This is a genomic window from Gemmobacter lanyuensis (genome assembly GCF_014652355.1).
GTDB classification, from domain to species: Bacteria; Pseudomonadota; Alphaproteobacteria; order Rhodobacterales; family Rhodobacteraceae; genus Gemmobacter; species Gemmobacter lanyuensis.
In genome coordinates this window covers 14,467-36,710 of the sequence record NZ_BMYQ01000009.1, presented here as the reverse complement: position 1 = coordinate 36,710, position 22,244 = coordinate 14,467, and the positions used below count along the sequence as shown (strand labels likewise).

23 protein-coding genes and 1 tRNA gene are annotated in these 22,244 nt (G+C 65.9%); 14 read left to right on the top strand and 10 right to left on the bottom strand.

Going from position 1 to position 22,244, the window contains the following annotated elements; genetic code table 11:
• Nucleotides 1–46: 46 nt before the first annotated feature.
• Together IE101_RS13765 and IE101_RS13760 are read left to right on the top strand one after the other, a co-directional pair.
• A complete protein-coding gene (locus tag IE101_RS13765) occupies nt 47–601 on the top strand; it encodes a hypothetical protein (RefSeq protein ID WP_189634428.1) in 555 nt (184 codons plus the stop codon).
• Nucleotides 589–1,116: a lipocalin family protein gene (locus IE101_RS13760; RefSeq protein WP_189634427.1), complete on the top strand. Its 528-nt coding sequence runs from the start codon at nt 589–591 to the stop codon at nt 1,114–1,116. The genes IE101_RS13765 and IE101_RS13760 overlap by 13 nt, the downstream gene beginning before the upstream one ends.
• Here IE101_RS13760 and IE101_RS13755 read toward each other — a convergent pair.
• The gene (locus tag IE101_RS13755; RefSeq protein WP_189634426.1) at nt 1,104–1,781 is read right to left on the bottom strand and encodes an NUDIX hydrolase; all 678 of its coding nucleotides are present in this window, start codon (nt 1,779–1,781) and stop codon (nt 1,104–1,106) included. The two genes, IE101_RS13760 and IE101_RS13755, sit on opposite strands and share 13 nt — an antisense overlap.
• Complete coding sequence (locus IE101_RS13750; protein ID WP_189634425.1) at nt 1,771–2,169, bottom strand: DUF983 domain-containing protein; 399 nt, start codon at nt 2,167–2,169, stop codon at nt 1,771–1,773. The genes IE101_RS13755 and IE101_RS13750 overlap by 11 nt, the downstream gene beginning before the upstream one ends.
• A 198-nt stretch (nt 2,170–2,367) precedes the next feature.
• Between IE101_RS13750 and IE101_RS13745 the strand changes: the two genes are divergently transcribed.
• The 4 genes from IE101_RS13745 (at nt 2,368) to IE101_RS13730 (ending at nt 4,523) form a co-directional block, all read left to right on the top strand.
• A complete protein-coding gene (locus tag IE101_RS13745; protein ID WP_229804180.1) occupies nt 2,368–2,961 on the top strand; it encodes an EF-hand domain-containing protein in 594 nt (197 codons plus the stop codon).
• 74 nt (nt 2,962–3,035) lie between these two features.
• Nucleotides 3,036–3,641 (top strand): RNA polymerase sigma factor, encoded by a 606-nt coding sequence (locus IE101_RS13740; protein ID WP_189634424.1) that lies wholly within the window; start codon nt 3,036–3,038, stop codon nt 3,639–3,641.
• Between the two features lie 31 nt (nt 3,642–3,672).
• Complete coding sequence (locus tag IE101_RS13735; RefSeq protein ID WP_189634423.1) at nt 3,673–4,026, top strand: dihydroorotate dehydrogenase; 354 nt, start codon at nt 3,673–3,675, stop codon at nt 4,024–4,026.
• Nucleotides 4,027–4,028: 2 nt separating this feature from the next.
• Nucleotides 4,029–4,523, top strand: a complete 495-nt coding sequence (locus tag IE101_RS13730) for a periplasmic heavy metal sensor (RefSeq protein WP_189634422.1) — start codon at nt 4,029–4,031, stop codon at nt 4,521–4,523.
• Here IE101_RS13730 and IE101_RS13725 read toward each other — a convergent pair.
• Entirely contained in the window at nt 4,520–5,902 is a 1,383-nt protein-coding gene (locus tag IE101_RS13725; protein WP_189634421.1) for a diguanylate cyclase, read from the bottom strand. The genes IE101_RS13730 and IE101_RS13725 overlap by 4 nt on opposite strands.
• A gap of 119 nt (nt 5,903–6,021) precedes the next feature.
• Here IE101_RS13725 and IE101_RS13720 point away from each other — a divergent pair, with 119 nt between their 5' ends.
• From IE101_RS13720 to IE101_RS13685, 8 genes are all read left to right on the top strand, one after another.
• Nucleotides 6,022–6,303 (top strand): DUF3572 domain-containing protein, encoded by a 282-nt coding sequence (locus IE101_RS13720; RefSeq protein ID WP_373296124.1) that lies wholly within the window; start codon nt 6,022–6,024, stop codon nt 6,301–6,303.
• A gap of 68 nt (nt 6,304–6,371) precedes the next feature.
• Nucleotides 6,372–7,067 carry an HAD family hydrolase gene (locus IE101_RS13715; protein WP_189634420.1) on the top strand — a complete coding sequence of 232 codons (696 nt, stop codon included), beginning with the start codon at nt 6,372–6,374 and terminating at the stop codon, nt 7,065–7,067.
• A gap of 117 nt (nt 7,068–7,184) precedes the next feature.
• Entirely contained in the window at nt 7,185–8,720 is a 1,536-nt protein-coding gene (locus IE101_RS13710) for a trimethylamine methyltransferase family protein (protein ID WP_189634419.1), read from the top strand.
• Between the two features lie 84 nt (nt 8,721–8,804).
• The gene (locus IE101_RS13705; protein ID WP_189634418.1) at nt 8,805–10,544 is read left to right on the top strand and encodes a DUF4153 domain-containing protein; all 1,740 of its coding nucleotides are present in this window, start codon (nt 8,805–8,807) and stop codon (nt 10,542–10,544) included.
• 60 nt (nt 10,545–10,604) lie between these two features.
• Nucleotides 10,605–11,207, top strand: coding sequence for a heme NO-binding domain-containing protein (locus IE101_RS13700; RefSeq protein ID WP_189634417.1), 603 nt, complete (start codon nt 10,605–10,607; stop codon nt 11,205–11,207).
• Nucleotides 11,207–12,214: a GGDEF domain-containing protein gene (locus tag IE101_RS13695; RefSeq protein WP_189634416.1), complete on the top strand. Its 1,008-nt coding sequence runs from the start codon at nt 11,207–11,209 to the stop codon at nt 12,212–12,214. The genes IE101_RS13700 and IE101_RS13695 overlap by 1 nt, the downstream gene beginning before the upstream one ends.
• A gap of 125 nt (nt 12,215–12,339) precedes the next feature.
• The gene (locus IE101_RS13690; protein ID WP_189634521.1) at nt 12,340–13,095 is read left to right on the top strand and encodes a lytic murein transglycosylase; all 756 of its coding nucleotides are present in this window, start codon (nt 12,340–12,342) and stop codon (nt 13,093–13,095) included.
• An 80-nt stretch (nt 13,096–13,175) separates the two neighbouring features.
• Nucleotides 13,176–13,250: transfer RNA gene (locus IE101_RS13685), tRNA-Glu, on the top strand.
• A 101-nt stretch (nt 13,251–13,351) separates the two neighbouring features.
• Here the strand turns inward: IE101_RS13685 and IE101_RS13680 are convergent.
• The 7 genes from IE101_RS13680 to IE101_RS13650 form a co-directional block, all read right to left on the bottom strand.
• Entirely contained in the window at nt 13,352–15,982 is a 2,631-nt protein-coding gene (locus tag IE101_RS13680) for an AAA family ATPase (protein ID WP_189634415.1), read from the bottom strand.
• Complete coding sequence (locus tag IE101_RS13675; protein ID WP_189634414.1) at nt 15,979–17,085, bottom strand: metallophosphoesterase family protein; 1,107 nt, start codon at nt 17,083–17,085, stop codon at nt 15,979–15,981. Before IE101_RS13675 ends, IE101_RS13680 begins: the two co-directional genes overlap by 4 nt.
• Before the next feature lie 81 nt (nt 17,086–17,166).
• The gene (locus IE101_RS13670) at nt 17,167–17,880 is read right to left on the bottom strand and encodes a hypothetical protein (protein WP_189634413.1); all 714 of its coding nucleotides are present in this window, start codon (nt 17,878–17,880) and stop codon (nt 17,167–17,169) included.
• 131 nt (nt 17,881–18,011) lie between these two features.
• Nucleotides 18,012–19,718: a coiled-coil domain-containing protein gene (locus IE101_RS13665; protein ID WP_189634412.1), complete on the bottom strand. Its 1,707-nt coding sequence runs from the start codon at nt 19,716–19,718 to the stop codon at nt 18,012–18,014.
• Complete coding sequence (locus tag IE101_RS13660) at nt 19,715–20,839, bottom strand: protein-glutamate methylesterase/protein-glutamine glutaminase (protein ID WP_189634411.1); 1,125 nt, start codon at nt 20,837–20,839, stop codon at nt 19,715–19,717. Before IE101_RS13660 ends, IE101_RS13665 begins: the two co-directional genes overlap by 4 nt.
• Nucleotides 20,839–21,699 (bottom strand): CheR family methyltransferase, encoded by an 861-nt coding sequence (locus IE101_RS13655; protein ID WP_229804179.1) that lies wholly within the window; start codon nt 21,697–21,699, stop codon nt 20,839–20,841. Before IE101_RS13655 ends, IE101_RS13660 begins: the two co-directional genes overlap by 1 nt.
• Nucleotides 21,699–22,244, bottom strand: a complete 546-nt coding sequence (locus IE101_RS13650) for a chemotaxis protein CheW (protein ID WP_189634410.1) — start codon at nt 22,242–22,244, stop codon at nt 21,699–21,701. The genes IE101_RS13655 and IE101_RS13650 overlap by 1 nt, the downstream gene beginning before the upstream one ends.

Below are 22,244 nucleotides of genomic sequence, written 5' to 3'. Positions count from 1 at the left end.
AGGAACGGGGCGGCCGTTCGGGTTGGGTGTTTCGGGGGGAAGGGCGATGCGCGTCATCGTTGCGCTGCTCATGTGTCTGGGGCTGGCGGCCTGCCAGATGACCCTGCCGGGATTGGGCGGCAAATCCGCCATCCCGCCCGCGCAAGCCCCCGCCGCCCCGGCGGGGGTGACGGCCAAGCCCGGCACGATCCTAGGCAGTGCCGTGGCCGTGACGCCCATCCGCCCCGGCACGCCCGCCGCCCCACCTGCCGCCCAAACTGCCGCAGTGCCAAAGGCGGTAACGCCGCTGCCCGCGGCAACGCCCGCCGCCGCATCTTCACCCGTGGCCGCGCCGGTGGTGGCCCCCGCCGCCCCGCCTACGCCGAAATCCGAAGCCCAGCTGGCCTGCGAAAAGCAGAAAGGCCGCTGGACCCAGGCCGGGGGTGAACGCATGGCTTGTGTCTTTCAGACCCGCGATGGTGGCAAATCCTGCCGCAAGGAAACCGATTGTGACGGACTGTGCCTTGCCCGGTCCGGTACCTGCGCCCCGATCAAGCCGCTTTTCGGCTGCAACGCAATTCTACAGGCCGATGGCCGTCAGGTGACCCTTTGCATCGACTGAAACTGATCCCGCTGTTCCTGGTGCTTGCCGCCTGCCTGCAGCGCACGCCCGAGCCGACCGATCTGAACTTCCGTGATCTCGGTACACCGATCTACTCAAATGCCGTGATGAAACCCGATGCCCTGGAAGGCGACTGGACGCAGGTTGCGGCCTTTACCGCCCAACCGGGTGGCTGCAAACCCGGCAAGGTGCGCTTCGGTGCGCCGCAGGGCGGGGCCGTGCCGGTCCGCGCCGATCTGTGCCTCAGCGGCAAGCGGCAGGGTTATGACGGGCGCGCGGCGCTGCCAGCGCCGGGGCGGCTGATCCTGGAAGGCGCAGGCACGACTGCGCTGGCCGCACCTTGGTGGGTGATCTGGGCCGATGTGGATATGCGGACGCTGGTCATCGGCACGCCCTCGGGGGCGATGGGCTTCATCCTCAATCGCGGCGGGCCGCTGCCCTCGGACCGGCTGAAGGCCGCGCGTGAGATCCTGGAATGGAACGGCTACGATCTGGAACGGCTTCAGGTGTTCTGAGGCTTGAGCCGCCGGAAGGTCGGCCGCACCCCGGCATTGTCGAAGAACGGCACGCCGGGTTGCGTGCCGCCCGACAGGATCAGCGCAACTTCGGACAGCACCACCTCGGTGATGAAGGGCAGATCAAGGCGGCGCACCTCGGCCAGTGCGATCCAGTGGAGATGTGAAAGCTCATCCGCTGCGGCCGAAAAATCTTCGGGATCGCCCGCAACGGCAGCGGCATCGGCCAGAAAGAAGCGCGCGTCAAAGCGGCGTGGCCGGCCTGGGGGGGTGATCGCCCGGAACACAAGCTGCAACCCCGCCGCGGAAGGGCGCAGGCCCCGCGCGGCAAATTCCAGCCAATCGGCCGGAACCGGGCTGGTCCAATCACCGGGTTGACCCAGCGCAAGCCCGGTTTCCTCGAACACCTCGCGGATGGCGGCGGCGGCAAGGGCCTCGGGCGCGGGATCGCCGCCGTCCAGCAGGGCCTGCGTTTCCGCGGGCAGGGGGGCTGCCAGCGGCACGGCGGCATCCCCTGCATCGACTGCGCCACCCGGAAAGACATATTTCGACGGCATGAAGGCCGCTCCGGCGCCGCGCTGGCCCATCAGCACCTCGGGGCCGGACGGTCCGCGTCGTGTCAGGATCACCGTGGCGGCGGGCCGGATGGGCAGGTCAGGCGTCACGCCCGAACCCGTGCATCCGCCGCGACCATTGCAGGGCGACAAAGCCCCCCTTGATCCGCGGCAGCAGCCACAAGGTCATGGCGACCGTGGCAACCGAAAAGATCGCCAGCAGCACCAGCGGATCGGGCCGCCATGCCGTAAAGGCCCAAAGCATGAGCGGCCCCACGATATGCCCCACCACCATGATGGTCAGATAGGCCGGGCCATCATCGGCACGTTGATGATGCAGCGCCTCTCCGCAGACGGGGCAGCTTTCGCGCACCTTCAGATAGCCGCGCAGCAGCGGACCCGACCCGCACGACGGGCATTGCCGGCACCACCCGCGGCGCAGGGCGGGCCACAGCGGCCGGTCGTCTTCCGCCGCCATAAGTGTGCTTTGCGTATCCATGCTGATCGAGACTCCCTTGATCGACCGACAGACAATAAGGCGGGTGAGGGCGCTGGCAAAGAGCAAAGCCGAAACATGCGCGGTAAAGTCGCAATTTTGGGCGGTTTGAAAAATCTGCGACGGAATTCCGACTGTGGGGCGTTTCCCTTCTGACGGCGACATGCAGAGGCCGCCGCAAGCTAGATGCAGGAGACGACGATGCAGAAACGCAGCTTTGCTTATACCGCAGCCCTGGCCGCCATCCTCGTGGGTGGGCTTGGGTCGGCGGCGCTGGCCGATCGGATGCGCGACGGGGGCATGATGGGCCATATGGGTATGATGGGCGGGCCGATGATGGGCCCGATGTTCGACTTCGACACCGTCGATGCCAACAAGGACGGCAAGATCACGGCCGATGAATTCAAGGCCCACCGCGTGGCCGAGATGAAGGCCGTGGATTCCGATGGTGATGGCAAGATCACCGCCGAGGAACTGACCGCGATGCATATGAAGGCGGCCGAGGCCCGTGCCAAGGCGATGGCACCCCAGATGCTGGAGCGGATGGACGTGGATGGCGATGGCGCGGTTTCGGTGACAGAGCTTCTGGCCATGCCGGGGCCGGGGGCGCAGATGATTGACCGTCTGGACGCCGATGGCGACGGGGCCGTCACCAAGGCCGAGCTGGAAGCCGCCCGCGCCAACCCTGAAGGCATGATGGGGCATGGCATGGGCGAAGGTCACGGCATGGACGATGGCCATGGCCGCGGTCATGGCAAACATGGCCAGGGCTATGGTGGCACCACCGGGAACTGACCCGTGGTTGGGATACCCCCTCCGGCAGGCCTGTCTTGCCGGGGGGGATGCTTGCAGGTAACGCTCGGCTTCTGATGACCATGCCGCTTGACGATCTGACCGATCTCTCTGACGAAGTGCTTCTGGCGCGCTATGCGCAGGGGGATCGTTCGGCTGCGCGGGTCTTGGTCCTGCGCCTGTCGCCACGGGTGCTGGGCTATGCCGCGCGTCTGCTGGGCGACCGGGCTGAGGCCGAGGATGTGGCGCAAGAGGCTCTGGTGCGGCTTTGGAAAATCGCGCCGGACTGGCGCGCGGGTGAGGCGCAGGTCACGACCTGGCTTTACCGGGTCGTCACCAATCTGGTGACCGACCGGCACCGCGCCCGTCAGCGCCGCGCCGCGACCGCGCTGGACGAAGCGCCCGAGGTGGCCGATGCAACGCCGGGTGCCGTGGCCCAGATGATCGAGGCTGACCGCATGGCGGCGCTGGATACTGCGCTGGCCCAGCTGCCCGACCGGCAGCGGCAGGCGGTGGTGCTGCGCCATATTGAAGGGATGACGAACCCCGAAATCGCCGCAATCATGGAGATCGGCGTCGAGGCGGTCGAAAGCCTGACGGCGCGGGGCAAACGCGCGCTGACCGCGATTTTGTCGGGGCAGCGGGCGGCACTGGGATATGAAGATGAAGGGGCAGAGGCATGAGAGGCGCCGGCCCATGGTCTGGAGATGCGAAATGACACCGCAGGAACTTGACGATCTGCTGTCGGCTGCGCGGTCCCGCCCTGCGGAGGCCTCGTCCGATTTCATGGCGCGGATGCTGGAAGATGCCTATGCGCTGCAACCTGACCCCGTGGTGCAGGCTGCACCCGCCGTGGCGCCGCCCGGATTGCTGGCGCGGTTTTCACGCTGGGTGTTCGGCTTTGGCGGTGCGGCAACGGGCCTTGCCACCGCGACCGCCGCCGGTGTCTGGATCGGCTTTGTGCAGCCTGCGCCCGTGACCACGATCCGGGTGGCGCTGCAGGGGGCCGAGACGGTGGAACAGGTGGATCTTATTCCCAGCCTTGACGGCTGGCTCTCGGAGGGGTGACCATGGCTGAACTGCCAAGCGCAACGCGTTGGAAGCGCGCGTTCTTTGCCTCGCTCGCGGTCAATCTGCTGGTGTTGGGGATGGTGGGGGGCGCGATCCTGAAAGGCCCGCCCCTGACGGAAAAGGGGGGGCGTGATCTGGGCTTTGGCCCCTATGCCGCCGCCTTGGATGACAGTGACCGCAAAGAACTGCGCCGCGTGTTTCTTGAACGCGGCCCCGGCCTGAGTGAAATGCGCGCCCGAATGCAGGGCGACATGGCGGCAGTGGTGGCCGTGTTGCGCGCCGAACCTTTTGACGCCAACGCCCTGCGCGCGGCGCTGGATGGGCAGCGCATGGTCTTTGTGGATCAGATCCGCATGGGTCAGGGCCTGCTGGCCGATCACCTGACCCGGATGACGCCCGAAGCGCGCCGGGCCTTTGCCGACCGGCTGGAACAAAGCCTGAAACGCGGCGGCCATGGTGACGACCGTCATCACGACGAAGGCAACGGCCGCTAGGCGGCGCTTGCATCCAGCATCACCTGATTGCGCCCCTGCGCCTTGGCGTCCAAAAGCGCGCGGTCGGCGCGGTCCACCATATGCGCCACGTCCTGCGTGGCGACCTTCGACCCCGCCGCCACCGCCAGGCCGATCGAGACGGTGACCGACAGGCTCCGCCCGTCGGGCAGGGCAATCGGTGCCTCTTGCACCATGCGGCACAGCCGTTCGGCAATCTGCTGCGCCTCTGGAAGGCCGGTGTCGGGCAGGGCAACCAGAAACTCCTCCCCCCCGATGCGGGCCACCAGATCCGAGGCGCGCAGATTTTCCGCCAGCCGATGCGCCACTTCGGCCAGCACGCTGTCGCCCCCGGCATGGCCGAAACAGTCATTCACCGCCTTGAAACGGTCGAGATCAATGACCATCACCGCGAAACAGGTGCCAAGCATCTGCGCCCGGTCTGCGATGGTCGCCAGACGGGGCAGCGCGTAGCGGCGGTTGTAAAGCCCGGTCAGCGGATCGATGACCGCAAGGCGCAACCCATCCTGCACGGTCGCGCGCAGCCGGTCGGCTGCGTGTTTGCGGCGAAGCAGCGCCCGCAGCCGCAGCGCAAGTTCAGCTGCGGGATGTCCGGTCTCCATCGCCTCATTCGCGCCCATGTCATAGGCCATGGCCAGATCATCGGCCCGCGCGTCGGGATGCAGCAATACGATACCTGCATGCCGCGTGGCCGACCGCGACCGCAATTCCGACATCAGCCGAAGGCCGCCGCCGCGTCCCCCCAGATCCCCATCAATGACGAAGATGTCCGGGCAATCGGGGCCTGATGTCTGAGCCAGCGCCTCTTCCCGATGCAGGGTCAGCAACTGATCAGACAGATGGGGGGCCATGTCGCGCCGCCAGCGCAGCGCCTCTTCGGGGCGGTCGCAGACTAGGGCGATGGTGCCGGGGCGCGCAAAGCCGGCCTGATCTTCGGCCAGACCCAGCGCCTGCAAGGTATCCCCCCGTTGTCCCAGTTCGGCCAGCGCCTCATGCGTGCGACGCAGGTTGCGCAGCCGGGCCATCAGCAAGGCGTCATCGACAGGTTTGACGAAATAATCGTCCGCACCGGCCAGCAGGGCTGCGCGCCGCAAGGCGGGGTCGGCCGTCCCTGCCACCATGACCACGGGAATGTCGCGGGTCAGCGGGTCACTGCGCAGACGTTGCAGCACCTCAACCCCCGGAATGTCCGGAAGCGCCACATCGAGGAGGATGAGATCCGGCCGCGCCTCACGCGCGAGGCGCAGGCAGCCCGCGCCATCGGCGGCCATCAGGGGCTGGTAGCATGCCGCCCCCAGCTTGACCTTCAGGACGATGCGGTTTGTCGCCACGTCGTCAACGATGAGGATCGTGCCCGCCATTACGTTGCCGTTTCACTTGCTACCGGATACCCGCATCTTTTACTGCAACTGGTTAAGAAATGCTTTCGATTTGTTAAATACCGACACGCCTGACGGGGCGGAAATACAGGACAAGACCCATGATGAAGCAGGAATCCGCCGAAACGCTTGGGCTTCAGGCCCTTGGCTGGCTGTTGGGCCAGGATGAGCTGCTGCCGCAGTTTCTGTCGGCCACAGGCGCGGCGCCCGATGATCTGCGCCGTCTGGCTGCCCAGCCCGAATTTCTGGGGGCAGTGCTGGATTTCCTGCTGATGGACGACAGCATGGTTCTGGCCTTTGCCGAAGCTGCGGGCGTGCCGCCCGAGCTGCCCTATCAGGCGCGCCAGTTGCTGCCCGGTGGTGCGGGGCCGCATTGGACCTGACCGGCGCAGGGCTTGCCAAGCTGACGTGCCCGCGCCAAGGTGCAGGCAAGACCACAGGAGGGGCTGGCATGATCCGGGGGCTGATCTTCGACAAGGACGGGACGCTGTTCGATTTTCGGCGCAGTTGGGGTCTTTGGGCGGATCGGGTGCTGGCTGAAATCACCCCCGATGCCGATCTCAGGGGACGTCTGGCTGCCGCAATCGGGTATGATCCCCTGCGGCAGGATTTCCATCCTTCAAGCCCGGTCATCGCAGGGACCGCCCCCGAAATTGCCGAAGTCTTGCTGCCCTACCTGCCGGGATATGCCCCAGATGCGCTGATGGCGCGGATGAATGCAGTGGCGGCGACGGCGCAGATGGTGCCCGCCGTGGCGCTGAGGCCGCTGTTCGAATCGTTGCGCGCCCGCGGCCTTGTCATCGGGCTTGCCACCAATGACACCGAGCGCCCGGCCCGCGCGCATCTGGCGGCCCATGATTTGACGGATCTGTTCGACTTCGTCGCAGGGTATGACTCGGGCCATGGCGCAAAGCCTGCGCCGGGGCAGCTTTTGGCCTTTTGCCGCCAGACCGGGCTGGACCCGGCACAGGTCGCCATGGTGGGCGACAGCCGCCATGATCTTGAGGCCGGGCGCGCCGCCGGCATGCAGCGCGTGGCCGTGCTGACGGGAATTGCGGGCGCCGCCGATCTTGCGCCCCATGCCGATGTGGTGCTTGCCGATATCGGCGGTTTGCCCGCTTGGCTGGACGAAAGGGTCGCGGCCTGAGGCTGCAAGGCGCAAGACGGTCTGAAAGCGGCGCGAAAATGTCGCAAACATTGTCTGCTTACAATGGGCTTTCCGTCATCCTGCGCTGCAACGGGTCGAAGTGACGGTGGAGGCGACATGTCCGATGAACAGACAGCGACGCGGGGCAAGGCGGCACGTCCGCCCCTGACGGCAGTCAGCCAGATGCCCTGGTCGATTCCCCGTCTGATCGACCGCCCGGTTGATCCGCTGGACCCCGAGGGCGTGGCGCGTCTGGACGCGGGTGTGATGCGTATTCTCGCGGACATTGGTGTCGATCTGCAGAATGGGGATGCGGCCCTTGCGCTGCGTCGCGCCGGCTGTCGGGTGACGGGCACGACGGTGCGGTTCGACCCGGCCTTTGTCGCCGAAAAGCTGGCGCTGGTGCCACGATCCTTCACCATCACGCCACGCAATCCGGCGCGGGCGATCCCGGTAGGGGATGGGCATCTTCTGTTCGGGTGCGTGTCATCGGCGCCGAATGCCTGGGATCTGGAACGTGGCAAGCGCAGCGGCGACCGCGCCGCCTTCCGCGAGATGCTGGCCCTTGCGCAGCATTTCAACTGCATCCATTTCCTGGGCGGCTACCCGGTGGAACCTGCGGATGTGCCGGCCGCCAGCCGTCATTCCGAATGCATGGCCGAGATGCTGACCCGTACCGACAAGGTCTGTCACGCCTATTCGTTGAATGCCGCGCAGGCCGAAGACGCGATGGAGATGGTGCGCCTTGCCGCCGGTCTTTCCCCCGGTGAATTCGCGGCCGCACCGCGCATGTTCACGAATATCAACTCTCTCTCTCCTCTGCGCTACGAAGGCGCGGTGCTGGATGCCGCCATGCGTTTTGCGCGGCAGGGCCAGCCTGTGATCGTCACGCCTTTTGCCGTGGCAGGGGCGACGGCGCCGGTCACGCTGGCTGGTGCGGTTGCGCTTGCGCTGGCCGAGGGGTTGGCCGTCATCACGCTTTTGCAGGTTATCCAGCCGGGCTGTCCTGTCATGCTGGGCGGGCTTTCGCCTTCGGCCGATCTCAAGACCGGGGCGCCGGTCTATGGCACACCCGAATACATTCGCGCGACCCAGATGACAGGCCAGATGGCCCGTCACTATGGTCTTCCGCTGCGGGGATCAGCCCCGTCGAATGCGCCGGTGCCGGATGGGCAGTCGATGGCCGAAACCTCGAACGCGGTCTGGGCGGCGCTGCAGGCCGGAAGTGCAATGATCTATCACGCGGCGGGCTGGCTCGAGAGCGGGCTGATGGCCAGCCCCGAAAAATTCCTGATGGATTGCGAGATGCTGCAAGGCATTCAGCGCTATTGCGATGCGGGACTTCTGGCGACCGATCCCACCGCGCTTGCGCTCGATCTTCTGCGCGACGTGGGCGCCGGTGGACATTTCTTCGGCACGCGCCAGACGCAAGACCGCGTCGGCAGCGTCCCGCGCCCATTCCTGTCGGAACTGCGGCCTTATGAGGCCTGGCACCAGGACGGTGCCGTCTGGTCCTCGGAACGTGCCCATCGTCTGTATCCCCGTTTGCTAGAGGAATGTATTGCCCCGCCGATGGCAGATGCTGCCCGCGGTGCGCTGGAAGAATTCGTCGCCGACCGCCGTCAGGCGGCAGGAATCCCCGTCGACGCCTGACACCGCTGCGCCTTTTCCTTCCTGTGCGGCGGGGGTAGGGTCCGGTCGGGATCGGTCGATCCCGAGGAAGCGCAGGAGCTGAACATGATGGAACGCGCCACGCGGCAGCGGATGACCATGGCCACGGTGGGCGGGCTTGCCGGCCTGTCCTTCTATGCGCTGTCCGAAGTGCTGGAACGCCACTGGCTGCCTGAACGACCTGCCCTGGTGCTGATTGCCTTTGCCGTGGTCTTCACCTTCGCGGTGCTTGGCATGGCAGGCCCGGTGCGTCTGGGCCGGGCCAGTCTGGTGGCCGCCCCCCTTGCGGTGGCGGTCGCGCTGTTGCTGGGTTGGGCCAGTCAGCGCTACGACAGCGTATCCTCCATGTTCGATCAGCCGATCCCAGTGTTGTCTGCCCTCGTGCTGATCTTTGTTCCCTTGCCGTTTCTGGTGGCGGCACTTCTGGGACGATGGCGCGATTACCCGCTTCTGTTCGCCGAAGCCTGGACCATCGTGATCCGCTATGCCTCGGCTTGGCTTTTCGTGGGGCTGGTGTATCTGCTGCTGTTCCTGTCGGACCTCTTGCTGTCGATGGTGGGGGTCACGGCCATTGCGACCTTGATGGATCTGGGGGCGGTCAGCAGTGCGCTGACCGGGGCGATGCTCGGCCTTGGCATTGCCGTTGTGGATGAACTGTCGGACGCCGTGTCGCCCTATCTTGTTCTGCGGCTGTTGCGCCTGCTGCTGCCGCCGGTGCTTCTTGTGCTTCTGGTGTTTCTTGTCGCCCTGGCCATCGGCGGGGTGGACCGCCTGTTCGGCGCCCTGTCTGCGGCGGTCACGCTTTTGGGCATTACCGCCATCGGGGCCACGCTTGTGACCTCGGCGCTCGACAAATCCGATGCGACGGCCACCCGCAGCATCCTGATCCTGACATCCGCGCGGATCATGGCGGGGCTTCTGATCTTGCCCGCTGCACTGGGGACCTGGGCGGTCTGGCTGCGTGCCGTGCAATACGGCTGGACGCCGGACCGGATCTTTGCGGCCTGTGTTGCAGGGCTCGGGCTCGGTTATGGCGGCCTATATCTGCTGGCGGTCTTGCGCGGTCAGGGCTGGGCCGGGCGGATCCGGCAGGCGAATGTGACGATGGCTCTTGTGCTGCTGGCGCTTGCCGTGGCGCTGCTGACCCCGATCCTGAACGCCGAAGCCCTGGCGACGCAAAGTCAGATCGCGCGTCTCGACTCGGGCCGGATCACCGCCGATCAACTGGATGTGCAGGGGTTGGCCGAATGGGGGCGTCCGGGGGCTGCCGCGCTGGCAGAACTGGAGCGTCGCGCCCAGGAACCGGGGCAAGAGGCGCTGGCTGCCAGGCTCGCCGCGCGCGGCCGTCCTGCCGAAACCGAGGCGCGCGCGGCGTCGGACCTCCGGCAGGATCTGGCGGTGGCCCTGCCGCTACGCCCGGTCGAGGCGACGGATTTGCGCGATGCGGTGCTGGCTTCGCTGACCGCGCTGGAACTGGAAGATTGGCTGCGGCTCTGCCGTGCCGGGGCCACCGGTGGCGTGCAACCCTGCGTGATGATGACCGCCGATTTCATCCCGCAATTCCCCGGCCCCGAGGTTCTGGTGCTGTTGCGCGAAAGTGACGGCTGGCTGCGGATGGAGGCGTTTGGCATGGCCGATGGCCAGATCCAGCGGCGCCAGGTGGTCAATCTGGGGGCGACCCTGCCGCAAGGCGACACAGCGCTGAGCCTGCTGCATCAACTGCAGTCACAGGCTGTGCCGCAATTGGCCCCGGTTCCGCTGAATGCCCTTCAAATGCCCGATCTGAACCTGATGATGGTGCCCTGAGGCGAAAAGGGTTTATTAAAGCTCTGGCCCTAACCTGTGTCGAGATGACAGGGGGGCAAAATGCATGGGCTAATCAATCGGTCGATCCAGTGTTTTCTGCGTGATACCTATGGTGCAGGGGCCTGGGTGCAGGTGGTGCGTGGCGCGGGCCTCGGCTTTGACAGCTTTGAGGCGATGCTGACATATGATCCGGTGCTGACTGATGCGGTGCTGGATGCGGCGACCCAATTGCTCGGCCGCTCCCGCGACAGCATTCTTGAGGATTTGGGCAGCTATCTGGTGTCTCACCCCAATATGCATGGGTTGAGGCGGCTTTTGCGGTTCGGCGGAACGACCTATGCCGATTTCCTGCAATCTCTGGAAGACCTGCCGGGGCGGGCGCGTCTGGCCCTGCCGGATGCTGATTTGCTCGCGCTCGACCTGCGGGATCGGTCACCCACCGACTACACGCTGTTCTGCCGATCAGACCTGTCCGGGGCGGGCCATGTTCTTGTCGGGATCTTGCGGGCCATGGCGGATGATTACGGCGCCCTCTCGGTGGTCGATCACAGGGGGCAAACCCCCGACGGGCAGGAAGAAATCGCGATCACCCTGGCCGAAGGCGCGTTTTCCGCAGGCCGATCCTTCGATCTTGCACAAAATGTGGCGGCGCCGAGATGGTGATGCGGCGACATGGGGGCCCCGCCTGCCTTGCCCCGGAGGCGCTGGGGCTTTTGATGCCCTTGCATCTGCTGATCGGATCGGACAGCCGTATCATCGGCTGCGGGCCTACCCTGCGCCGCCTTTTTCTGGGGCGCGATCTCTTGGGGCAGGCGTTTTTTGAACATTTTGCGGTGCGCCGACCCTCGGGGCTGCATGATATGGCGGCGCTGCACGACCGCGCGGGTGTAAAGTTGTATCTGGCCTCACCCCATCTGCCCGGACCGGGATTGCGCGGCATTGCCGTCCCGCTCGCGGCCGGGCAAGGGGTGCTGCTGAACCTGTCTTTCGGGATTGGCGTGATTGAGGCCGTGCGCGATCTGCAACTGTCAGATGCGGATTTCGCGGCAACCGATCTCGCGATGGAGCTGCTTTATGTGGTCGAGGCAAAATCTGCCGTGACCGAAGAGCTGCGCGGGCTGACGCTTCGTCTGCAGGGGGCAAAGACGCAGGCCGAAGAACAAGCCCTGACCGACACGCTGACCGGTTTGCGCAACCGCCGTGCGCTGGATCTTGCCCTGCAGACCGCAATCGACGGGGCGTCCCCCTTCGGGCTGATGCATCTCGATCTCGACTTCTTCAAGGCCGTCAACGATACCTTGGGCCATGCGGCGGGCGATCACGTCCTGCGGATGGTTGCCGGTGTGCTGGTCGAGGAGACGCGCCGTTCGGATGTGGTGGCCCGGGTGGGCGGCGATGAATTCGTGATTCTGCTGAACGGCACCGCAGATCCGATACGGCTGGAACAGATCGCCGGCCGCATCATTCAACGTCTGTCAGAGCCGATCGCCTTCGGAGCCCATCGCTGCCGCATCGCGGCCTCGGTCGGATTGACCGTCTCGACCTTCTACACCCCGCCCGTTGCGGCCATCATGCTTGAGGATGCGGATCGCGCGCTCTATGCCGCCAAACATGCCGGGCGGGCCTGCCTCCGCCGCCACGCCCCGCCTTCCGATCTGGCGCGGATGTGATGGGCCATGATGCGACCAAGCTTGCGCCCCGGTTCGTTCGACGTAAGACTGCCTGAAATGGACAGGAGTTTCTGGCAGTGTTTCAGGCAAAAGTGGTTTTTGGCGCGGTAATTACCAGTTTGGGCATGGCCGGCAGCGTCTGGGCCGCGCCCTGCAGCGATACGGGTGCCGAATTCGACCGTTGGAAACCGGTCATGGCGCAAGAGGCCGCTGCTGCGGGCGTGGGCGAGCGGGGAATGGCCGCCCTGATGGGGGCAAGCTATGCGACCCGGACAATCGCGGCGGACCGCAACCAGAAAAGCTTCAAATACTCGTTGGAGAAATTCCTTCAGGTGCGCGGCGCCGACGCCATCGTTTCGCAGGGGCGCAAGCGGAAGGCGGCCAATCCGGGGTTCTATCAGTCGCTTGAGGCCCAATATGGTGTTCCGGCCGGGGTTCTGCTGGCGGTGCATGGGATGGAAACTGGCTTTGGCAATTTCATGGGGGACAGCAATGTTGTTTCGGCCATTGCGACGCTCGCCTACGATTGCCGCCGGTCCGCCTATTTCACACCCCATCTGATTGCCGCGCTCATGCTGGTTGATCAGGGCGTGATCTCCACCAACTCGGTTGGGGCCAAGCATGGTGAAGTTGGGCACACACAGTTCCTGCCCGGAAACGTCCTGCGCTATGGGGTCGATGGCAATGGCGATGGCCGGGTCGATCTGATGGATCAGGCCGATGCCATGGCATCAACCGCCAATTTCTTTGCGCAAAAAGGGTGGCGCCCCGGCGCTGGCTATCAGGAGGGTGAGCCGAATTTCGCCGTCATCGAAGCGTGGAACGCGGCGACGGTCTACCAAAAGGCCATCGCCCTGATGGCGCAAAAAATCGACCGCTAATGTGAAGAAATCGTTGGGCGCGCGCGATTTTCCTCTTGCGCCCATCCGGCGGCTGGCCTATCACCCGCTTCACCAACCGCGGCCCGTTCGTCTATCGGTTAGGACACCAGGTTTTCAACCTGGGAAGAGGGGTTCGACTCCCCTACGGGCTGCCAAGGTTCCCTCCCAGAAGATCAACAGCTAAGACGCAGCTTACGCTGCCGAAGCCGTCGTGTGCTTGACGCCCCACCCGGGATTGGGAAGGGCGTCCGCTTTTTCACGTTTGTTCTACTCGTACCTCTGCCCGCGTCCCACCCAGCGCGGCGAAGGCCCTTTGCCGGCAGGTGAGGACCAGAATCTGCTGCGATTGCGCCGACCGGTGCAGCGCGGTAAACATCGCCTCGATCCGGTCATCATCGCTATGGACCAGCGCGTCATCCAGAATCAGGGGCACCGGGCGCCCGGCATTGGCAAACAGCCGGGCAAAGGCCAGGCGGGTCAGCACTGCCACCTGTTCCCGCGTGCCACCGGACAGGATTTCCAGCGGCTCTGACTGGCCATTGCGCGTCAGCGTGGCGGGCAAAAGGCTGTGGTCATCAATGGCCAGCTGTGCCCCGGGATGCAGGATCGACAACAGCGGCTGAAGTTCCCGCAGGACCGGCCGGAAATAGGCATCCCGCGCCTCAACCCGGGCTTCCTCCAGCGCGCGTTTGAGACGACTGAGCGCTGCAACCTCGGCCTGATAGCGGCCCGCGCGGGCCTCGGCTTCGGCGCGGATATCGGCCAGGGCGGCGAGGCGTTCTTCGATGCCCTCTTCTGCCAGCGCTGAAATCGTGGCGTTGAGGCTGGCAAGCGCTTCGCGACAACGGCTTTCCTCGGCGGCGGCCTGTTCGACGGCGCCTTTTGCACGTGCCAGACCTGCCTTCAGCGTTGCAAGGTCGGGGGCCTCTGCCTGCAGGCTGGCCAGATGGTCGGCGGCAGCAGCACGCGCAGCGGCAAGGGCAGGGGCGCGCGCGCCAAGCGTGGCGATCTGGGCGGCAAGCGCGGTGGCCTCGCCCGCTTCCTCCAGCGCCTCGGCGGCGCGCCGTTCGGCGGTGCGCCGTTCGCCTTCGGCCTCGGCATGGGTCACACCGGCCCCAACGGCAAGCTCATGCGCCGCCTTGGCCGCGGCCAGTGCCTCGGTTTCGGCCTGTTCGGCCTGACCCAGCGCTGCGGTCAGCGCCTCCGGGTCGCCCGCATCCTCGGGCAGGTCGCGGGCCTGTTGATCTGCCAGTGCCAAAGCCTGACGAAGCGCATCGGCGCCTTCGGGGGCCACTTCACGCAAAAGCGCCTCGGCCTGTGCGATAGCCGCGTCGAGGCGCTGCGTTTCCGCGAGGCCTTGCCGTGCGCGGATCAGACTTTCGGCACCGCAGGCGACCAGTGCTTTTTCCAGATCCTGTTCGGCCTTGCCGATCGCGGCGGCCATGTCGCTGCCCTGACCTTGGCCGGGGTCAATGCGGAGCTGCCCGAACCCCGGAAGAATAAGGTCCGTCGTTGCCAGAATCGGCTGCGGACCGGGGGGCAGAGGGGTATCGCCGATCCGCGCAGGGGCCGACCCGGGATGCGCCTCGATCGTGACGGATTGTACGGCAGCACGGGCGCGCAGAAGATCGAGCGCGGTTTGCGCGGCCTCGGCCTTGGCCAGGGCCTTGGCCGTGACCGTGATCTGGGCGCGGCGCGCGCGATCCCCGTCCAGCGCGGCTTGCAGGGTTGTTGCGCGCTCAACCCGTCGGCGCAGTTCAATCGCCTGCGCCTCTGCCGCCCGCGCGGCGCGCGCCTGTGTTGCGCGGGCCAGCTGGCCGCGCAGGCTGCGGGTCGTCTGATGTGCCGTCTCGGCCAATGCCGACGCGGCCTGATCCCGTTGCGCCAGATCTTCGGCCCTGAGCCGTGCCGCCGCGGCCTGCGTTTCCGCGCGGGCCAAGGCATCGCGCGCCTGCGTCACCCGCGATTGCAGTGCCGTCAGCCGGGCCATATCCCGCGCCACAGCTTCGGCGTCCAGGGTGGCAAGTCGCAGTTGCGACGCGGCCTGGTCAATCCGCGCCTGATGCGCTTCGGCGGCCTGACAGGCGGCCTGCGCCTGTTGCAGCGCGGCCTGACGGGCGGCCATATCCTCGGCGTTGGTCAGGCGAGCCAAATTGCGCTGCACCTCGGTCCGCTTTGCGAGATCACCAGACAACCGTGCAGCGCGGGGCTGCAGATCCTGTTCTTCCGCGGCCAGACGCTGCGCTTCTTCCTGCGCTGCGGCCCAGACACCCCCGGCCTTGGGGCGTCCGGTCGCGGTGGCAAGCCGTCCGAGGGCATCAGAGACGCGGTCAAGCACCGCATCCATGCGCCGCCCGCCGGTCATCATGTCGATTTCCCCAGCAACCGACGACAAGAGATCGCGCCGTGCCGCAAGCCCCCGTTCGCGCTCACGTTTTTCGTCTGTGCTATTGCCTTCGGGTTCGATCCCCAAGAGACCCTGCCGCACCCAGAGCAGCCCGGACGGTCCGGCCAGATCCCCGCCCATGAGCCGGTCGATCCAGGCCTCCGCCTCGTCGGCCTGGGCGATCAGGCGACCGCTGGCATCCTGCACCTGCGCCTGCGCCCGTCCGAGCCAACGCTTTGAAATGCGGAACCGCCCCTCGGGCAGTTCGACCTCGACCATGACCTCGGGGGCGCCGCCTGCATGGGGTTGCAGCGATTTGACCGGGGCCTTGGTGCTGCGATGCTTTTCAAAGAACAGCGCGTGGAGCGCGTCGAAAAAAGTGGATTTGCCGAATTCGTTGGGCTCCGACAGCACGGTGATGCCATCGCCGATACCGGTCAGGCTGGCGCGTTGGCCGGCGAAACGGCGCAGGTTGGTCAGTTCGATGCTGCGCAGTTTCATGCCTGCACCTCTTGAGCGAAGGAATAAAGCCGGGCCAGGGCTGCCGTTGCGAGATCACGGTCCGCCTGGGCAAGGGCCGGATTGCGCGTCTCTTGCAGCAGCGTCTCGGCCGCCTGCCGCAGGGCGCCGGCACGGTCGATCTGATCCAGATCTTCGGGCAGGGCCTCAACGTCCAGTCGCGCCAGATCGGCGCTGAACCAGCCGTAATCAGGGGCGACATTGGCAATCGCTGCCTCAAGCGCCGCTCTGTCCGACAGCGCAAGGCGCCCCGTCACCGCCAGGCGGATCAGGTGATCGCGGGCGCGCGCTTGCGGCAAGGCGGCGGTCAGCCTGGCCGCAGGGTCATCGCCGGGCAGCAAATCAAGCTGCGGGCTGCACCAGCGGAACTGCCCGGTTTCGACCCGGGTTACGCTTTGACCCGGCGCCACGATCAGGGCGGCGGCGGAGGTGTCATGCTTGAACCCGTCGGGTTCGGGCGTGCCGGAATACCAGGTTTCGGGGCCGACCGACATCTGGCCATGCCAATCCCCCAAGGCGAGATAGTCTAGCCCAGACCGGGCGGCGCGGTCGGGCGGGATGATGCCGGCAGCCCCCTCCTCGCCAGAGAAATCGAGGATTGCGCCATGGCCCAGACCGATGCGCCTTGCCCCCTCCGGGGTGGGGGCCGACATCGTCTCGGTCAGATCGCGGCCGGGACTGCGCTGTGTGCAGGGCGCAGGCAAGAGCCAGTGGCCCGGCGCAATCTCTTGGGGGGTTGGGTCGGTCATCACGCGCAGATTGGCAGGCCCGTCCGCGTGGATGCGGCGCCAGAGCTCGGTCGCGGCCAGACTGTCATGGTTTCCGGGCAGCAGCACCCAGGTCAGATCGCCTTCTTCGCCCATGGCGCGCAGCGCTTGGCGCAGGGTTTCCGGAGCGGGGGTTTCGGCATCGAACGTATCGCCTGCCAGGAGCACGGTCGACGCGCCCCCGTCCCGCGCCGCGGTGGCGAGCCGGGCGAGGGCGCCATGGCGGGCCTCGCGCAACCGGTTGCGGATCGCTTCGGGGTAGCCGCCAAAGGGCCGCCCCAGATGCAGGTCTGAAGAATGCAAGAACCTGAACGTCATGAAACTTGTCCTGTGATCAACATGAAATCAACATGCCCGCGCAGAGTTGCGCCGAACGTCGGGGGGCGCAAGTGCTTGGCTTTACATGACCCGGCAGGTCGGATCATCGTTCCAGCGCAGCCAGAGCGTGGGGCGCATCTCGGCTTCGGACAGAAAGGTCCGAACCGAAAAGATCGGCAGCGTGGGTTCGGCGGCGGTCAGGCCCCAATCGGTTTCAAGCGCCATCTGGTCATGGCTGCCGGCCCAGACCCCGCCCGCCGCGGCGCGGTAGTATTGATCGCCTGAATCCTCGATCAGCATGTCCTTGTCCCAGTCCCGCAGCAGCACAAGAACCTCGGCGTCGATGGCAGGCAGGAGCGGCTGGTCAAGTGGGCGCTGGCTACGTTCGACCAGACGTTCCAGGGCGTGCTGGCAAAAGCTGATTGCCGAAAGGTGCACAGCCACCCGCCCGCCTTCCACCGCGATGCGGGCCCGCAGGTAAATGAGCCCGGTTTCGTGAAAGACCTCTGTCCCCTCGACCCGGGCCACCACATTGCGCACGAGGCGCAGGATCAGGCTTACCCCCCGGTCCGATGCCATCAGCGCGGCCCGCACCACGCCCGGCTCCTGACGCAGGCGCAGCACAAGACGTTCCAGCCCCTTGCGATTGGGCCGAAGCGCGGCAGCGGTCCGCAACAGCGCTGGCAGATCGGCGCTGCAGGGGGTGGCCTGTGTGATGGCCTGACGCGCAAGCCCCCGTTTCAGCGCGCGGCGCAGGTCGGGCGACCGGGAAAAACTGGCATGGTTCATCTGCATGGGCAACACCCCCGGAAAAGGACTTGGAACGATTCGCTGACGAATCCATCCTCTGCCCCAAGGGTGGCAAAACCTGACATGAACCGACGGTCTTGCGGGGTGGGCGCCCGGAACGGGCGCCCCTTGCCGCATCAAAACAGGATATCGTCCAGATCATCCTGTGCGGCCGGTGCCTGTGCAGCGGCGGTCATGACCTGCAGCAGCAGGGCATCGTGGATCATGCGTTCCTGGGCCATGGTATAGCGTTCGCGCAGATCGCCGATGGCCAGTTCCTCTTCCGAACCGGGCTGGGGGGGCAGGGCAGGCGGGGGCAGCTGCAGGCGGCGGGCCTCCAGTTCCGCGACATAGCCGTCAAGCGCGGTCATGCGGCCACGGAACCCGCCCAGCAGACGCAGGGCCGCCCCCACGCGTTCGGGCAAGACCTGCGCGGTGCCGCTGAAGCTGGCCGAGGTGGCCTCGATTGCGGCGCTGATATCGCGCATGATGGCGCCCAGGGTGCCCGCATTGACCATGAAGCCTGAAAGGCTGCGGTCCATGCCGCCGATGCGTTCTTCGCCCACGGTGCGGATGATTTCCCGCGAATGGGCAAGGATGCCCTGAAGGCGCTGCACGATCGCATCGCTTTCATCGGTCAGCATGCGCAACCATTGTGCCAATTCGCGCAGCGCGCGCCCCTCTTCGCCCAGTTTCGCGCAAATGATGACGGCATTGATCCCCGCCAGACGCACCTCATGGGCGATCCGGCGCAGCGTCGCCTCGTGGCGCAGGATGATGTCCAGCCGGTCATGCACGTTGTTCGATTGCACCTGCATGGCAGCGAAATGCTGGCGGCTTGCCTCAAGGCTGCTGTTCAGCGCGGCCTGTTCGGCCTCGCCATTGCTGGTATTTCGCAGCGCCCGCCGCCCGAAGGCCGATTGCGAGGCCGCGCGCACCGTGCGCAGGGCGCGTTCGTTCACGTCTTCCAGCGCCACAACTGCGGCGCCCACCTCGGACAGTGCATCGCCCCGCGCACCGTTGATAAGGCCGATGGCCAGTTCGATCAGCAGCGATTCCTGCGTGGGGCTGGCTTCGGCGCAGCGTTCGATGGTGTCCTGCACCCGTTCCAGCCGCTGGCGCGTGGAATCGCCGATCTGGAGCGCCACGATCAGACGCGACACATCAGAAAAGATCTGCCCCATCTGGTCAGCAAGGTCTTGCGACGCGATCTGCAGATCCTTCTGCCCGTCGCGCATCCGCCGCGAGGTGCCCGCAAATCCTGAAATCGCCGGCATCACGTTGCGCCGCAATTCCTGCAGCATGTCCTGATGTTCGTATTCCATGGCCGAGATGTCCGACATGGCGCCGGACATGGCGTCATTCACCTCATGCAGGATGGTTTCTGCCTCGTCCGACATGGCGCCGAGCCGTTCGATGAAGGCGGCAACCTGTGCGCGTGGCGGCACAAGGCTGTTGCCCTGGATGCGCGCGTTGATCGAAACATTGGCGATGGTGCGCACCACGCGGTCCAGCTCGGCCACTTCGGTGCGGATGGCGCGTACGGCATCGCGCAGGGCATCCGTTGCGGTGCCGAACTGATCAAAATCGCTGCGCAGATGGGTGATCTGGCCGTTCACATCGTCAATCAGGCGGCCCAGCTCCGCGCTGCGCTCGGCACCAAGCGACTGTTCCAAAAGCGTGAACTGCCCGCGCAGGCCATGCAGCACATCGACCGATACTTCCAGATTGCGGCCTGCCTCGACGAAGGTGGATTCCACTTCGCGGCGCAGAAGCTCGATCGGGGCGGCGGTCGGCTTGGGGGCGGGCAGCGTCAGGCGCGAAAACTGAAATGTCTGGTTCATACGCCACTTCCTGCCTGTCGGTGTTGTCTTGCAAAGCCCATGATGGCAGCCGCGATGCGATCGAGCGGCAACGTCTGCATGGCATGTCCCATGCGGACGGCCTCGCGCGGCATCCCGTAGACCACACAGCTTGCCTCGTCCTGTGCAATCGTCATGCCACCCGCGGCCTTGATCTCGCCCAGGCAGCGCGCGCCATCATCGCCCATGCCGGTCATGATGATGCCCAACGTGTTCCGCCCGGCGGCCGTGGCGCCCGACCGGAACAGCACATCGACCGAAGGCCGATGGCGGCTGACCGAGGGGCCGTCGACGACCTGCACCCGATAGCCGTTATTGGCGCGACGCAGCAGCATGTGGGTGTCGCCCGCCGCGATGATGGCCTCGCCGCGGCCCACGCTCATCCCGTCGCGGGCCTCGCTGATCTGGATGGCCGCAAGACTGTCGAGCCGTTTGGCAAATGCCGCAGTAAAGCCCTTGGGCATGTGCTGCACCACCACGATACCGGGCGCATCCGGGGGGAGGGCGCACAGCACCTCGCGCAGGGCCTCGGTCCCGCCGGTTGAGGCACCGATACAGATGATCGGTTCCGTCAGGGGAAGGGTCTTCAGCGTGTTGGGCGGCGGCAGAATCTCGTCCGCCGTCAGCTTTGGTGTGGGGATCAGCGGCGGCGGGGTGACGCGCGGCTGCGGACGCCGCCCTTTGCCGCGGGACTGCGCGGCGGCATGCAGGGCGTCGCAGATCCGCATCGTGGCTTCCTGGCGGCTGGCTTCATCGGTCGGTGAAGGCTTGAGGATCACATCCACTGCCCCGGCCTCAAGCGCCTCAAGGCTGCGCTCTGATCCGGTTTCCGTCAGGGACGAGCAGATCACCACCGGCATGGGGCGCTGTTCCATGATCTTGCGCAAGAAGGTCATGCCATCCATCCCCGGCATTTCCAGATCCAGCAGGATCACGTCCGGCAGCGCGACCTTCATCTGGCGTGCGGCGGAATAGGCATCCTGCGCCATCGCCTGCACCTGCAGACTGGGATCGCTTTCGATGATCCGCCGCAGCATCACGCGGGACGATGTCGAATCATCCACCACCAGAACATTGATCGGGTCAGTTGCTTGGGCTGACATCAATTCACCCTCCGGAAAATCGTCGGTCGGATCTGGACCAGACCCTCGCAGCGCACCACCATGCTTTCGGCATGTCCCACGATCAGGTAACCGCCGGGGCTCAGGTGTTCGTGCATGCGCTTGATCACGCCGGCCTTGTCGTTCGCGTCGAAATAGATCAGCACATTGCGCAGAAAGATGACGTTCACGTCGCGGTCGACGGGATAGGTCTTGTCCATCAGGTTCAGGCGCCGGAATTGCACGCGGCGCCGAAGATCGGGGATGACGCGGGCCTTGCGGGCAAGGGCCGGGTCGTCGGAATACAGAAAGTAACGGCGGGCCAGATCGGACGGCACGGTCTGCAGCTGGTCCACGTCGTAAACGGCGGATTGCGCCTTTTCGAGAATGCGGATCGAGATGTCGGTGCCCAGAACCGCCCAGTCGAAGGCACGGCCGCTGCGCTGCGCCTCGGCCAGGACCATGGCGATGGTGAAGGCCTCGGCCCCTTCGGAACTGGCCGCGCTCCAGACCTTGAGCCGGGCGCGGTTCGGGGCCGATTTCGTCAGATGTTCGGGCAGGATGTGGTCGCGCAGATAGGTGAAATGGTCCGACTCGCGGAAGAAGCTGGTGGTATTCGTGGTGATCAGGTCGATCACGATGCGCAGCTCGTCTTCCTTCAGCGCCCCTTCCAAAAGCTTGCGCAGGTAGGCCTCGGTATCGGGCAGCTCATGCGCCAGCACGCGACGGCGCAAGCGCTGTTCGATCATCGGCACCTTGCCCGGAGGCAGGTTGATCCCGGTGAGAGAGCGGATCAGATCACGGAAGCGGTCACTTGCCGTGCCCTGCGATGTGCCGACGGTCTGCATCTGGGGTCTGTCCATCAATGGCTGGCTTCGGCGACGCGGTCATCCGTCACAGGGGTTTCACCGTGCAGGGCATCAGCCCCCTCGGGGGTGGGGTGGGGGCGGCGCCCGGCCCCAAGGGGCACGCCCTCGAACAGATTGTCGAGGTCGATGACGCTGACCACCTCACCGTTGCGACGCCCGATCCCGGCAATGGTGGCCCCTTGCCAGCGCAGCATTTCGGCCTCGCCAAGCGGGCGCAGCACATCTTCATCCAGACGCGTGACTTCGATCACCTTGTCGGTCCGAAGCCCGATGATCGCTTCGCGGCGCCCATCGGTCAGCAGGGCGACCAGGATGCGCGTCTGGGCGGTGTCCTCGGCCTGGGGCAGGCCGAGAAGGATGCGCAGATCGACGACCGGGATATTGTCCCCGCGCAGGTCAATGATCCCCAGCAGATAGGCAGGTGCATTGGGCATCGGCGCGATCGGGCGCTTGTCGAGGATTTCGCGTACCCGATCAACCGGCACGCCATAGAGTGCCCGCTCGACGGTAAAGGTGACAACGTCGGTCATCGTGGTCAT